Genomic DNA, 13,701 nt, shown 5'->3' on the forward strand with positions numbered 1-13,701 from the left:
CCGAATCAGGCCGCCATCGGGCGGCCATGCTCGATCATGTAGGCGAACTCGTGCCGGTAATGCTTCATGAAGCTCTGAACCGGCATGGCCGCGGCGTCGCCCAGCGCGCAGATGGTGCGCCCGCCGATCCGGCCCGCGACGCTGTCCAACAACTCCAGATCCTCGGGGCGTCCCTTGCCGTCCAGGATGCGACGCAGCACCCGCTCCAGCCAGCCGGTCCCCTCGCGGCACGGCGTGCACTGACCGCAGGACTCGTGCATGTAGAAGTGCGACAGATTGTGCAGCACCTTGACCATGCAGGTCCCCTCGGCGATCACGATGATGGCGCCCGAGCCCAGCATGGAGCCCGCCTTGGCGATGGAGTCGTAATCCATGTCGATGTTCATCATGACATCGCCCGGCACCACGGGCACCGAGGAACCGCCGGGGATGACGGCCTTGAGTTCGCGGCCGTCCTTGACGCCCCCGCACATCTCGAGGAGCGTGCGGAACGACGTTCCCATGGGCACCTCGAAGTTGTCCGGTCGGTTGACGTGCCCGGACACGGAGAACAGCTTGAGCCCGCCGTTGTTCGGACGGCCCAGTTCGAGGAACCACTGGCCGCCCTTCTCCAGGATGACCGGAACGGACGCCAGCGATTCGGTGTTGTTGATGGTCGTCGGACAGCCGTAGAGCCCGTACTGGGCCGGGAAGGGTGGCTTGAATCGCGGCTGCCCCTTCTTGCCCTCGATGGACTCGAGCAGAGCGGTTTCCTCGCCGCAGATATAGGCGCCGGCGCCCATGTGGGAGTAGCAGTCGAAATCGATCCCGCTGCCCTGCACGTCCTTGCCCAGCAGACCGGCCGCGTAGGCCTCGCGCAACGCGCCCTCGAAACGGGCGATGGGTTCGAAAAACTCGCCGCGGATGTAGTTGTAGCCGGCGGTCGCGCCGATGCAGTAGCCGGCGATCGCCATGCCCTCGATCAGCTGGTGCGGGTTGTAGCGCAGGATGTCTCGGTCCTTGCAGGTACCCGGCTCGCCCTCGTCCGAATTGCAGACGATGTACTTCTGACCCGGCGCCGTGCGCGGCATGAAGCTCCATTTGAGCCCGGTGGGGAAGCCAGCGCCGCCGCGACCGCGCAGGTTGGAGGTCTTGACCTCCTCGATCAGGTCGTTCGGGTCCGGACGCTCGCGCAGGATACGCTCCCACTGCGCATAGCCGCCGACGCTGCGATAGGACTCCAGGGTATGGCGGACGTCCTCGCCGAGGTGCATGGTGCGGAAGCAAACTTCATTCTGATTCTCTACCACGGCCCTCACTCCAGCTCGTCGATCAGCTTGTCCAGCGACTCGGGGGTCAGATCCTCGTGGTAGCTCTTGTCGAGCAGCACCACGGGCGCGTGACGGCAGGCGCCCAGACACTCCACCTCCTTGAAGGTGAAACGACCGTCGGCGGTCGTCTCTCCCGGGCCCACGCCGTACTTGTGCTCGATGTGCTCGATCAGCGCCTCCGAGCCCTGCAGCAGGCAGGAGATGCTGTTGCAGACGCAGACCTTGTGCCGGCCCTGCGGCTCCAGGTCGTACATGCCGTAGAAGCTGGCCACCTCGTAGACGGAGACCTGCGGCATGTCGAGATAGGCGGCCACATCGTCCATCAGCTCGGTCGTGAGCCAGCCGCCGTTGGCGTCCTGGACGATCGTGAGCGCGGGCATGACGGCCGACTGTTTCCACTCCGGCGGATACTTGGCGATGTGCGCGTCGATCGCGGCGCGAATCTCGGGCGTGAAGAGTGTCGTCTTGTCGCGTTCGTGATCGACGGCGACGGGTGCGTTACGGAAGCTCATCAGCGATCGATCTCCCCGAACACGATATCCAGTGTCCCGATGATCGCGACGACATCGGCCAGCATGTGTCCCCTGGACATCTCGTCAAGCGCGGCCAGATGCGGGAAACCCGGCGCGCGAACCTTCAGACGATACGGCTTGTTGGCGCCGTCTGAGATGATGTAGCAGCCAAACTCGCCCTTGGGCGCCTCGACCGCGGCATAGACCTCGCCGGGCGGCGGGCAGTAGCCCTCGGAGAAGAGTTTGAAGTGGTGGATGAGGGCCTCCATGTCGCTCTTGACCGTGGCGCGCTTGGGCGGCACCACCTTGTGGTCGTCGATCGAGACCGGCCCCGGATTGGCGCGCAGCCAGTCCACGCACTGTCTGATGATGCGGTTGGACTGGCGCATCTCCTCGATGCGGACCAGATAGCGGTCGTAGGAGTCCCCGTTCACGCCCACCGGGATGTCGAAGTCGACCTTGTCGTAGGCGGCATAGGGCTGCTTCTTGCGCAGATCCCACTCGACGCCGGAGCCGCGCAGCATGGGCCCGGTGAATCCGAGCTGCAGCGCGCGCTCGGGCGAGACCACGCCGATGTCCACGGTCCGCTGCTTCCAGATGCGGTTGTCCGTCAGCAGGGTCTCGTATTCGTCGACATGCCCCGGGAAGCGGTCGGTGAAGTCCTCGATGAAGTCGAGCAGCGAGCCCCCGCGCGCCGCGTTGCGCTTGGCGATGGCGCGCGCGCTGTGCCACTTGGACTTGCCCGCGTACTGGGGCATGCGGTCGGGCAGATCGCGATGCACGCCGCCCGGACGGTAGTAGGTCGCATGCATCCGCGCGCCCGAGACCGCCTCGTAGCAGTCCATCAGATCCTCGCGCTCGCGGAAGCAGTAGAGGAACATGCTCATGGCGCCGATGTCGAGCGCATGCGCGGCGAGCCACATGAGATGGTTCAGGATGCGCGTGATCTCGTCGAACAGTGTGCGGATGTATTGGGCGCGCTCGGGCACCGGGACGTCCAGCAGCTTCTCGATGGCGCGCACGTAGCCGTGCTCGTTGCACATCATGGACACGTAGTCGAGACGGTCCATGTAGCCGATGCTCTGATTATAGGGCTTGTACTCGGCCAGCTTCTCGGTCGCGCGGTGCAGCAGACCGATGTGCGGATCGGCACGCTCGATCACCTCGCCGTCCATCTCCAGGACCAGACGCAGGACGCCGTGGGCCGAGGGATGCTGGGGACCGAAGTTGAGCGTGTAGTTGCGAATCTCAGGCATCGCCCGTCTCCTTGTCGACACCGGTCCCGACGTAGCGGCTGTCCGAGCGAATCACGCGCGGCACCAGGACCCGCGGCTCGATGGAGACCGGTTCGTAGACCACGCGCGCCTGCTCGGGGTCGTAACGCATCTCGACCTGGCCGATCAGCGGGAAGTCCTTGCGGAAGGGATGGCCCACGAAGCCGTAGTCGGTGAGGATCCGGCGCAGATCCGGATGCCCCTTGAAGAGGATCCCGTAGAGGTCGAAGGCCTCGCGCTCGAACCAGTTGGCCGCCGCCCAGACCGGAATCAGCGAATCCACCATCGGCCGGTCGCCGCCAGCGTAGACGCGCAGACGCAGACGCCGGTTGAACGCAACCGACAGCAGATGAACGGCGACCGCGAAGCGCTCGGGATCCTCGGATTCGACATCCAGGTCGCGGTCCACGCCGCGACCGAAGCCGGTGAAGGATGCCTCGTCGGTCTCCCACTCGGACTGGCCGTAGGCGGCATAATCGACGCCGCAGAGATCGATCAGCTGCTCGAAACGGAAGTCTTGATGGTCGCGCAGGGTCAGAGCGACATCCAAGAGACGCTCGGCCGGCACGACCAGGGTCAGCTCGCCAGGGGCCTCGATCAGCTCGCAGCCCTGGTCCGCGAAGTGTTCGCGGATGGAGACGGCGAGCGCGTCCAGCCTGGCGTTGCGGGTCAGGGAATGTGTTGCCATTGGGTTCTGGGTACGACTCAGCGGGCGATGGTATTGGTACGGCGGATCTTGCTCTGAAGCTGCAGAATCCCGTAGAGCAGCGCCTCCGCCGTCGGCGGACAGCCAGGGACATAGACGTCGACCGGAACGATACGGTCGCAACCGCGCACGACGGAGTATGAATAGTGATAGTAGCCGCCGCCGTTGGCGCAGGATCCCATGGAGATGACCCAGCGGGGCTCGGCCATCTGATCGTAGACCTTGCGCAGCGCGGGCGCCATCTTGTTGACCAGGGTCCCGGCAACGATCATCACGTCCGATTGACGCGGACTCGGCCGAAAGATGATGCCGAACCGGTCCAGATCGTAGCGCGCGGCGCCCGCGTGCATCATCTCGATGGCGCAGCAGGCGAGCCCGAAGGTCATCGGCCACAGCGAGCCGGTACGCGCCCAATTGATCAGCTTGTCGGCCGACGTCGTGACGACGCCCTCCTCAAGCAGCCCTTCTATTCCCATTCAAGTGCACCTTTCTTCCACTCGTAAATAAAGCCAACGACCAGGATCCCGAGAAAGACGACCATGGCCCAGAAGGCGAAGATTCCGAGTTCGTCGAGCACGATGGCCCAGGGAAACAGAAAGGCAATCTCCAGGTCGAACACGATGAAAAGGATCGCGACCAGATAGAAGCGGACATCGAACTTCAGACGGGCAGTCTCGAATGCCTCGAAACCACACTCGTAGGGGGAGTCTTTCTCCGCATCGGGCCGACGCGGGCCAAGCAGGTAACCAAGCGCGAGCGGCCCAACCCCCACCAGGATCCCGACAAGGATGAAAATCAGGATTGGTAGATAGTTGTCGAGCACTGTCCCCTCTCTATAGTTTTTCTAATATAGCCAGCAGGATTAGGAGTCTAGTGCAGCCGCCGCCGCGGTGTCAACCCAAACATCAATCCAAATTATTAGCTATTTCAAGGATTTATATTTTTATTAGGCATAAAAAAACGGCATGCCGCTAAAAGCGGCATGCCGTTTGCTTGTTGGTGCCGACGGCCAGACTCGAACTGGCACGGCTTGCGCCACTACCCCCTCAAGATAGCGTGTCTACCAATTTCACCACGTCGGCTAATAGAAACCTCTCAACTCAATACTATTCGTCTTTCTGCCCGGAGTCTGCAGCAGACTCGACAGGCGCCGCCGGTACATCGGAGCCCGATGCCTGGCCAGCGTCACCCACCGGGGCCGGAACCACCGGCAGATCGGACGACTGCGGCTCGACCGCCGCGTCCGACCCGGGGACGACCGGCACATCCAAGGTCGAGGCGGGCTCAGCCTTGGGCGCCTGCGGCACGATCAGCGTCTCGTTCAAACCGTCCATGAGACCCTCGGGTTCCGTACCCTGGGTCGCATAATAGGCCAGCGCCATGCTGGTCAGAAAAAACAGGGTCGCTATGATAGCAGTCAGACGGGTCAAAAACGACCCCGAGCCCTGCGCCCCGAAAACCGTCGCCGAGGCACCACTCCCGAATGCGGCCCCAGCATCCGCCCCCTTGCCGTGCTGAATCAGCACCAGGCCGATCAGACCCAGGGACAAGAAGACTTGAAAGACTGTCAAAATCGTTTGCATGCCTTACTCACAGATTGAGGACGTCAGCCTGCCGACAAGTCCCCAGCCTGACAGATTGCCAGGAAGTCGTCGGCGACCAGCGACGCACCGCCGATCAAGCCACCGTCGATATCAGCCTGCGACAGCAATTCACGCGCATTGGCGACCTTCATGCTGCCACCATACAAAATTCGGATCTTCTCCGCGATGACCGCACTCTGGGCGGCGATCCTTCCGCGAATGAAGACGTGCACATCCTGCGCCTGCTCGGGCGTCGCCGTCTTGCCGGTGCCAATGGCCCAAACCGGCTCGTAGGCGATCTCGAGACGGTCGAAGGCATCGATACCGATCTCGCTCAGAACACCCTCGAGCTGAGATCCGATCACCGCCTCCGTCCGGCCTTCCTCGCGATGCTCCAGCGTCTCGCCGACACAAAGGATCGGAGTCATACCGGCATCCATGCAGGCCGCGAGCTTGCGAGCGATGATGGCATCCGTCTCGCCATAATACTCGCGACGCTCCGAATGTCCGCAGATCACGTACCGGCAGCCGAAGTCGACGAGCATCGCCGCCGAGACCTCGCCCGTATAGGCGCCGCCCGCCTCCGTACAGACATTCTGCGCACCCAGCCTGACCGAACTGCCCGCGAGCAACTGCTCGCCGAGATAGAGCAATGGAAAGGGAACGCAAACCGCGATCTCCGACTTGGAGATGGATGCCGATCCCGAAACGACCCCGTTCAACAGCGCATCGGCGCTGGACTTGGTGCCGTTCATCTTCCAGTTTCCTGCAATCAGAGGCTGGCGCATGTCAGAACTCCATTGAGGCGAGCGCGGAATGATAGCCATATTTCCGCAGATTTCAAGTATGGATTCGAAAAAATTCCCAAGCCCCGAGATTCGACCGCACTCGCGACCGACATGCAAGCCCCATCCCGACTCTTACTTATACATGACGCTTTCCGATAGAATCGCGCGCATGGCAAAAGCGAAGAAAAAACAGGACGGCGGCTCGACCATCGCCTTGAACAAGAAGGCGGGGCACGAGTATTTCATCGAGCAGCGCATCGAGGCCGGCATCGCCCTCGAGGGATGGGAGGTCAAGAGCCTGCGTGCCGGGCGCATCCAGCTCAAGGAGAGCTACGTCAAGATCCTCCACGCCGAGGCATTCCTCATCGGCGCCCACATCTCGGCGCTCGCCGCCGCCTCGACCCACATCAATCCGGATCCGACCCGCAGCCGCAAGCTGCTGCTCAAGCGCAGCGAGCTGAACCGCTTCATCGGTCTCACCGAGCGCGCCGGCTACACCCTGATCCCGACCGCCATGTATTGGAAGCACGGCCGGGCCAAGCTGGAGATCGGCCTGGCCAAGGGCAAGAAGCAGCACGACAAGCGCGCCACCGAGAAGGACCGCGACTGGAAGCGCGAGAAGGAGCGCATCTTCAAGACGGGCTGAGCCCCACAGACAGGTCGAGCTTGCCGCGGAACCAATCACACCCTATATTGACCAACTCGTTACCAAGGGGGCGACATGGCTTCGACGTGGGTCGCAAAACCTGAGGTGCATGCCGAGGTGCGGGTTACCTCGTAAATCCATCCGCAAACTTATAGTTGCCAACGACGACAACTACGCTCTCGCTGCTTAACCAGCGGGCCTCTGACCGTCTCTTGCCTATGGGCGGCGGATTCCAGGGGTAAAATCACATGGGATCGCGGTGACGGGAGTCCGGACCTGATCCGCTAAAACCTAACGGAATCGCCGACTGATCGCCCTGCCCCTCGGGCGGCGGAAGGTTAAAAATAATTGAGCGGGCTAAGCATGTAGGACCAAGGGCAGAGGGCTTGCGGACGCGGGTTCGATTCCCGCCGCCTCCACCAAATACCCATCCAGAGACATCCAAGAACGACAAAGAACCCGCCTAAGTGCGGGTTTTTTATTGCCTATTTGTCTTGCAGCGTCCAGCGGGATCCATTGACATCAACCTTTGAGTGGGGGCAGCATCGGGGGCAAGAGCCGATACACCCAATCGGATGCCCCCAATTTCTCCGCTCACCGGCCCGAAGGAGTTGCCCCCATGCCGCTCACCGACGCCAAGATCCGCAACGCCAAGCCGTCCGAGAAGGCCGCCAAGCTCTTCGACGAGCGCGGCCTATATCTCGAGGTCTCTCCAGCCGGAGGCAAGTGGTGGCGGCTCAAATATCGATCTGGGGGCAAGGAGAAGCGGCTATCCCTCGGCGTCTACCCCGAGGTAGGGCTCAAGGAGGCTAGGGAACGCCGCGAGGAGGCCCGCGCCCAGCTGGCCAACGGGATCGATCCGAGCGAACACCGGAAGGCTCAGAAGGCCGCCCAGCAAATCCAGGCCGCCAACAGCTTCGAGGTCATCGCCCGCGAGTGGTTCGCCAAGCACGAGGGCACATGGTCGGAGAGTCATGGCGTGCGGATCATCCGACGCCTGGAGCGCGACATCTTCCCGTGGATCGGCTCTCGCCCAATCACCGCCGTCGCTGCCCCCGAACTACTGGCGACCGTGCGCCGCATCGAGGACCGCGGCGCCCTGGAAACCGCCCATCGAGCACTTCAGAACTGCGGACAGATCTTCCGGTATGCCGTTGCCACCGGACGCGCCGAGCGTGATCCGTCGGCCGATCTCCGAGGAGCCCTGCCACCAGTTCGAGGCCGGAACTTTCCAGCGGTCACCGAACCGCCCCAAGTCGCCGAGATCCTGCGCATGCTCGACGGCTACACCGGCACGCCGACCGTTCGGGCCGCGCTGCGCCTGGCGCCGCTGGTGTTCGTGCGCCCTGGCGAGCTGAGAAAGGCCGAATGGAAGGACATCGACCTCGAGGCGGCCGAGTGGCGCTACATCGTCACTAAGACCGACACCCCGCATATCGTGCCGCTCTCGACCCAGGCCGTTGCGATCCTGCGCGAGCTGGAGCCCATCACCGGACGCTGGCGCTATGTCTTCCCGTCCGCTCGCGGCGCCGATCGCCCGATGTCCGACAACGCGATCCTGGCGGCGATGCGCCGGTTGGGGATCCCCAAGGAGGAGATGACCGGGCACGGCTTTCGGGCGATGGCCCGGACCATCCTGGACGAGGTCCTCGGCTTCCGGCCCGACTTCATCGAGCACCAGCTGGCCCATGCCGTGAAGGATCCGAACGGCCGCGCCTACAACCGCACCGCTCACCTTGAGGCCCGCAAGATGATGATGCAGGGATGGGCGGATTACCTGGACCAGCTGAAGCAGGGCGAAGAAAGCAACGTCGTCCCGCTCAAGGCGCAGCGCACCGGATAGATGAACCCGGTTTCGTGTTCGGATCTGACGATTTCGAGCCTTTTCCGACCCGGCGCCGACAGCTCGAGCCCGACGTTATCGGCTTTTCGTACACGTCAAAATGAACAGGCCCCGAGACGGCTCTACCCGCCTCGAGACCAAGACCTTACCGAACTATCAGGGAGATTCGGCAGTGTCCTGCGATCATGATCTCAGAGAAGCCGTGCGAAGACTAACCGCCCCCAAGCCGCCCCCGCGTCGCCTTGGCCCCATAGCCCCATCCGACATCCCGGGAATGGTGGCTGCAATTCTCGATGGCGGACAGGATGAGCCCGCCCTTCAAATACCGCCACACATTGACAGTTGGCTCGGACGCAAGGAATGGACGGCCGAGCAAGCATCATGGCTGGCCGTCAACGTAGACCCGCATTGGAAATTACGCCCCGGCATAGGCTCAAGGGGCAACCGCTTGCACGATCTCGGCATGGTCATGACCGAAGCGCTACGGGGGCACGTGGGTGAGCGAGGGAAACCCGCCGACTTCATCAATGCCATGAGGAAACTGAGCATCGATCCTCCTTGGATGACTCATCCCGCCTCGGCCGAGCAACTACTGGATAAGCCAATGCGCGAAATCGAACGCCGAACTCTGCTGGTCGTCATCGAGGCCCTGGCTCGACACGCCAAGATAGACACAGGTCGCCACGAAGCGGCAGGCGCCATCATCGAGAGGCTGACAGACGAGATCGGCGCTCATGTCGATTCAGGCACTATCGCCCGGCACCTGAAAAAGATTCCAGACGCCCTCGAGGCCCGCACGAAATAGCCCGCCAATCCACGTGAGGACTGACCCTATCCTCACGTGGATCCACGTCACCGACGCGGTGATAGTGTCTTGCCACGTCCACCTAGGTTGCAAGGCAAACAATGGCGAGCAAGAACACGATACCCCCCACCAAACGCATCATCCGCCTCCCCGAAGTCGTCGAGCGCTGCGGCCTGTCGAGATCGAGCGTCTACAACCTGATGGCGGCCGGCCGGTTCCCCCGGTCCATCAAGCTCTCCGAGCGGGCCGTCGGCTGGCGCGAATCCGATATCGACAACTGGCTGGCCGGGCGCCAGTCGGTCGCCGCGTAGGAGGCCAAGATGTCTGCACGTTCAAGACAGATCCGCGCCGAACGACGCGCGAAGCAAGGCCGGAAGTGGCCCAGAAACGAACAACGCCCGGCGGGGACCAGCCGCACAGGCGTTGCAAAGGATTCGATTCTGGGCTTATCGTGCAAACCGTCCGCCGAGGTGTTTGCACCACCCCGACGGTAAAGCAATCCGACTGGCATCGGCTTGCACCGGCGTGGAAATTATACCGTCCCAGGATACTTGCGTCTGCACTATCCGTCCGTCCGCGCCCATGCCCGCCTATCCGGTCGGTCAATCCATTCCTATTGGAGACCGACATCATGAAAACTACCACCGCCCCCATCGCCACTATCTCCCAGGCCCAGCGCGTCGCAGACGATCTGGACAGTCTGACCCAACGCATCCTGGGCGACCTCGAGGCCCTTTTTGTTGCGGTTCAAGACGCGACCGACAGACACCCCAAGGCCAACCAGCTCGCAGGGATCGGCAAATATCTCGCGCAAGATTGGGCGAACCTGCTCGCATCGAACCTGGAGGAGCTACAGGCCGCGCTGGCCGACGTTGCTGGACTGGAGGCCAAGGACGCGCCAGCCAAGGAGGATGCAGCGTGAAATCCGCATCCGATCTGTTCGACCTCGCCGCCGGTCTGCGGTCGATCACCATCAAGCTCGTCGAGCACTCCGACGACAAGAGCCCGTCCGAGATGCGGTTCGGGCTCTGTGTGGCGGCCGAGCACCTGGCCACCGATCTCGCCGCTGCGACTTGGGAACTCGTCGAGGCAGACGGCCAGCCCCAGGGTTCTGAGCACTTGGCGCGCCTGCAACGCCTCGCCGACACCTGCAACAGCGGCCAGATCGACGACATCCTGTTCGAGTCGATCGAGCTGGCGATGAGCCGCACGGGGCGCCCCGAGCTGACCGGCGAGGAGGCTGCCGCGTAATGAGCCAGCCCGCCCCCTGCGAGGGGGCGGCTGCGGCCGCTCCCGGCATCGACATCGCCAAATTGTCCCCGGAGGTTCGGGCGCAGCTCGCCATGCAGGCGCCCGCCCAGGCGCCGGTCCATCTCGAGCGGCAGGATGTTGCGGCGGAGCCGTCCGCCAACCGCCCGCCACGGGTGGACATCAAGGACACCGCCCGCGCGGCCCTGGATGCAGCCGAGTCCATCTGCCGGCACTGGCTGCCCGAAGGCAAGCGTCAAGGCCCCGAGTGGATCGCCCGCAACCCGACCCGACACGACGAGACGCCCGGCTCGTTCGCGGTCAACGTGACCACCGGCAAGTGGTCGGATTTCGCCACCGGAGACAAGGGCGGGGATCTGGTGTCCCTGGTCGCCTACCTGGAGGGATTGAGTCAAGGCGAGGCCGCCGGCCAACTGGCCGCCTGGCTCGGAGTAGCACCGCCAGCACCAGCCGCCAGACCGAACTGGATGACGACCGAGCCGACCCCGAGCCCCCCGCAGGCCAAGCGCCAGCCGAAGGTAATGGCGACCCGTCCAGCCAGGCACCCCAAGCTCGGCAATCCCTCCCGATCGTGGGAGTACCGGGACGCCACCGGCGCCGTGCTCTGCGTCGTGCTGCGCTTCGAGACTGCCCAGGGCAAGGAGTTTCGCCCGCTCACCCGGACCCCCGAGGGTTGGATCTGGCGGGCGCCCGAAGAGCCCCGCCCCCTCTACGGACTCGACCGCCTGGCGGCCCGCCCCGAGGCCGAGGTCATCCTGGCCGAGGGCGAGAAGGCCGCCGACGCCGCTGGCGCGCTGCTGCCCGAGCTGGTGCCCGTCGCCAGCATGAACGGCTCGAAGAGCCCGAAGAAGAGCGATTGGGCGCCGCTGCAAGGCCGTCGAGTGCGAATCTGGCCCGACCACGACGACCCCGGCACTCAGTACGCCCGCACCGCCGCCGCCCTGGCTTACGGAGCCGGTGCGACGTCGGTCGTGATCCTGGACCTGTCCGCGCTGGCCGATGCGCTGCCGAAGGGATGGGACGCGGCCGACGCCTTGGCCGATGGCTGGACGCCCGAGCGTCTCGCCGAACGCGCCCGCTGGGTCGTCGCTCCCTCACCCTTTGCCGATTCACGGGGAACCGAGGGAACCCGGGGAACCGCCAGCAATGACGCGGGCTCCAGCGGTTCCCCCAGCGACAGCGCCCAGGGAACCGAGGGAACCACCAGGACGAAACCGGCCGTCGATCGCCCCGGGTTCTCGGTCCAAGCGGGCTGGACGGGGTACGGCAAGCCGGGCACCTACTGGCACGGCCTCAAGGACGAGGAGGAAGTCAATCAATGGGTCTGTTCCCCGCTCTGGGCGGACGCGATGGCGCACGGCGAACGCGACGCCGACTATGGTCTGCTGCTGCGCTTTCGCAACGCCAGTGGTCGCGAGCGGGAATGGACCATGCCCATGGCGATGCTGCGAGGATCCGACGAGGAACTGCGCGGCGAGCTGCTGAATCTGGGCGTTCGCATCGATCCGATCTCGCATCGCTTGCTGAATGCCTACCTGATGAGCCGCTATCCCGAGCGGCGCATCCTGGCCGCCACCTGCACTGGCTGGCACTCCGAGGGCGCCGTGTTCGTGCTGCCGAATCGCATCATCGGCACCGGCGACGTGCGCTATCAGAGCGAGCAGGCCGACCACGATGAGTTCATCCAAGCCGGCACGTTCGAGGGCTGGCGCTCGGAGATCGCGGCTCGCTGCGCCGGCAACCCGATGCTTCAGCACAGCGTCTCGGCCGCGTTGGCGGGTCCGCTGCTGGCCCGGCTCCACCGCACCGGATGCGGGTTCCATTTCGTCGGCGACTCGTCCACGGGCAAGAGTACCGCTCTGAGCGTGGGCGCTTCCTGCTGGGGCGGTCCCGGTTTCATTCGCACCTGGCGGGCCACCGGCAATGGACTGGAAGGCATCGCCGCCGCGCTCAACGATACCGCCCTGATTCTCGACGAGATCAGCGAGGCCGACCCGCGCGAGATCGGCTCGATCATCTACGCCATCGGCAACGGCACTGGCAAGAGCCGGGCGGCCCGCTCCGGCAAGGCGCGCGAGGTACGCCGCTGGCGCGTGGTGCTGCTGTCCTCGGGCGAGCGCACCCTGGCCGCGACCATGGCCGAGGGCGGCAAGCGGACCAAGGCCGGGCAGGAGGCGCGCCTGCTCGACATCCCCTGCACACGCGCCCATGGCGTCTTCGACGATCTGCATGGACTGGCCGATGGGCGCGCCTTCTCGGATGCGCTGCGGACCAGCGCGAACCGTCACTATGGACATGCCGGACCCGCCTTCGTCGAGCGGCTGATTGCCGATGCCCGCGACCACGGCGAGTATCTGGCCCGGCTGATCGCCTTGAAGGAGTTCAAAGCCGACAACGGCCTCGAGGGGCGCGCGGCCGGTGCCTTCGCCCTGGCCGCCCTGGCCGGAGAGCTGGCGATCGAGTGGGGGATTCTGCCCTGGAGTGAAGGCGAGGCCCTGGACGCGGCGACCATCGCCTATCAGGGTTGGCGCCAGGCGCGCGGCAAGGGACAGACCGAGACTCGCCAAATCCTCGAGGCCGTCGCCGACTTCATCGCCAAACACGGCGACGCGCGTTTCTCGCCGCTGCGGCCCACGGAGGACGAGGAGGAACACGCCCCCGTCGTCCGCGATCGGGCCGGCTGGTGGAAGGAGGCCGCGGACAACCATGGGCGCGCCTATCTGTTCTCCTCGGCCGGTCTGCGCGAAGCGACCGAGGGGTTCGATCTGCGCCGGGTGCTGGATGCGCTGGACCAAGCCGGGTGGATCGACGAGCACGACGAAGGCAAGCGGTCGAAGAAGTTCAAGGCCCAGGGGCGTCCCCAGAGCCTCTATGCCATTGCTCCGGCGGAGGTCGAGTCATGAGCCTGGAGAGCCTGCTGCAACGCCTGGAGGTTCCCTCGGTTCCCCCAGGGAACCCGCCCCGG

At 64.4% G+C, this 13,701-nt stretch carries 15 protein-coding genes, 1 tRNA gene and 1 other RNA gene; 8 read left to right on the forward strand and 9 right to left on the reverse strand.

Annotated features, from left to right (window positions below):
• Positions 1-5 precede the first annotated feature (5 nt).
• The 9 genes from nuoF to tpiA all read right to left on the reverse strand — a co-directional run bounded on the left by nuoF (position 6) and on the right by tpiA (position 6,173).
• Positions 6-1,289, reverse strand: coding sequence for an NADH-quinone oxidoreductase subunit NuoF (gene nuoF, locus D779_RS11540; protein ID WP_198295711.1), 1,284 nt, complete (start codon positions 1,287-1,289; stop codon positions 6-8).
• A gap of 5 nt (positions 1,290-1,294) precedes the next feature.
• A complete protein-coding gene (locus D779_RS11545; RefSeq protein WP_043754042.1) occupies positions 1,295-1,822 on the reverse strand; it encodes an NADH-quinone oxidoreductase subunit NuoE family protein in 528 nt (175 codons plus the stop codon).
• Positions 1,822-3,078, reverse strand: a complete 1,257-nt coding sequence (locus D779_RS11550) for an NADH-quinone oxidoreductase subunit D (protein WP_043754044.1) — start codon at positions 3,076-3,078, stop codon at positions 1,822-1,824. The genes D779_RS11545 and D779_RS11550 overlap by 1 nt, the downstream gene beginning before the upstream one ends.
• A complete protein-coding gene (locus tag D779_RS11555; RefSeq protein ID WP_043754046.1) occupies positions 3,071-3,784 on the reverse strand; it encodes an NADH-quinone oxidoreductase subunit C in 714 nt (237 codons plus the stop codon). The genes D779_RS11550 and D779_RS11555 overlap by 8 nt, the downstream gene beginning before the upstream one ends.
• Before the next feature lie 17 nt (positions 3,785-3,801).
• Positions 3,802-4,278 carry a NuoB/complex I 20 kDa subunit family protein gene (locus D779_RS11560; RefSeq protein WP_043754048.1) on the reverse strand — a complete coding sequence of 159 codons (477 nt, stop codon included), beginning with the start codon at positions 4,276-4,278 and terminating at the stop codon, positions 3,802-3,804.
• Entirely contained in the window at positions 4,269-4,625 is a 357-nt protein-coding gene (locus D779_RS11565) for an NADH-quinone oxidoreductase subunit A (RefSeq protein WP_043754049.1), read from the reverse strand. The genes D779_RS11560 and D779_RS11565 overlap by 10 nt, the downstream gene beginning before the upstream one ends.
• A gap of 174 nt (positions 4,626-4,799) precedes the next feature.
• Positions 4,800-4,884: transfer RNA gene (locus D779_RS11570), tRNA-Leu, on the reverse strand.
• A 24-nt stretch (positions 4,885-4,908) separates the two neighbouring features.
• Positions 4,909-5,385, reverse strand: coding sequence for a preprotein translocase subunit SecG (gene secG, locus D779_RS11575; RefSeq protein WP_043754050.1), 477 nt, complete (start codon positions 5,383-5,385; stop codon positions 4,909-4,911).
• A 23-nt stretch (positions 5,386-5,408) separates the two neighbouring features.
• Complete coding sequence (gene tpiA, locus D779_RS11580) at positions 5,409-6,173, reverse strand: triose-phosphate isomerase (RefSeq protein WP_043754052.1); 765 nt, start codon at positions 6,171-6,173, stop codon at positions 5,409-5,411.
• 169 nt (positions 6,174-6,342) lie between these two features.
• Here tpiA and smpB point away from each other — a divergent pair, with 169 nt between their 5' ends.
• The 8 genes from smpB to D779_RS21695 all read left to right on the forward strand — a co-directional run bounded on the left by smpB (position 6,343) and on the right by D779_RS21695 (position 13,639).
• Positions 6,343-6,819, forward strand: coding sequence for an SsrA-binding protein SmpB (gene smpB, locus D779_RS11585; RefSeq protein WP_043754055.1), 477 nt, complete (start codon positions 6,343-6,345; stop codon positions 6,817-6,819).
• Positions 6,820-6,885: 66 nt separating this feature from the next.
• Positions 6,886-7,241: a transfer-messenger RNA gene (gene ssrA / locus D779_RS21690) on the forward strand.
• Between the two features lie 197 nt (positions 7,242-7,438).
• Positions 7,439-8,662: a tyrosine-type recombinase/integrase gene (locus D779_RS11590; RefSeq protein ID WP_043754057.1), complete on the forward strand. Its 1,224-nt coding sequence runs from the start codon at positions 7,439-7,441 to the stop codon at positions 8,660-8,662.
• 274 nt (positions 8,663-8,936) lie between these two features.
• Positions 8,937-9,467: a hypothetical protein gene (locus D779_RS11595; RefSeq protein ID WP_043754060.1), complete on the forward strand. Its 531-nt coding sequence runs from the start codon at positions 8,937-8,939 to the stop codon at positions 9,465-9,467.
• A 101-nt stretch (positions 9,468-9,568) separates the two neighbouring features.
• A complete protein-coding gene (locus tag D779_RS11600; protein ID WP_043754062.1) occupies positions 9,569-9,778 on the forward strand; it encodes a helix-turn-helix transcriptional regulator in 210 nt (69 codons plus the stop codon).
• 320 nt (positions 9,779-10,098) lie between these two features.
• Entirely contained in the window at positions 10,099-10,389 is a 291-nt protein-coding gene (locus tag D779_RS11605) for a hypothetical protein (protein ID WP_157726378.1), read from the forward strand.
• Positions 10,386-10,718, forward strand: a complete 333-nt coding sequence (locus D779_RS11610; RefSeq protein ID WP_043754066.1) for a hypothetical protein — start codon at positions 10,386-10,388, stop codon at positions 10,716-10,718. The genes D779_RS11605 and D779_RS11610 overlap by 4 nt, the downstream gene beginning before the upstream one ends.
• Positions 10,718-13,639: a DUF927 domain-containing protein gene (locus D779_RS21695; RefSeq protein ID WP_232424165.1), complete on the forward strand. Its 2,922-nt coding sequence runs from the start codon at positions 10,718-10,720 to the stop codon at positions 13,637-13,639. Before D779_RS11610 ends, D779_RS21695 begins: the two co-directional genes overlap by 1 nt.
• Positions 13,640-13,701: the final 62 nt, after the last annotated feature.

The organism is Imhoffiella purpurea (assembly GCF_000585215.1).
Lineage (GTDB): Bacteria > Pseudomonadota > Gammaproteobacteria > Chromatiales > Chromatiaceae > Imhoffiella > Imhoffiella purpurea.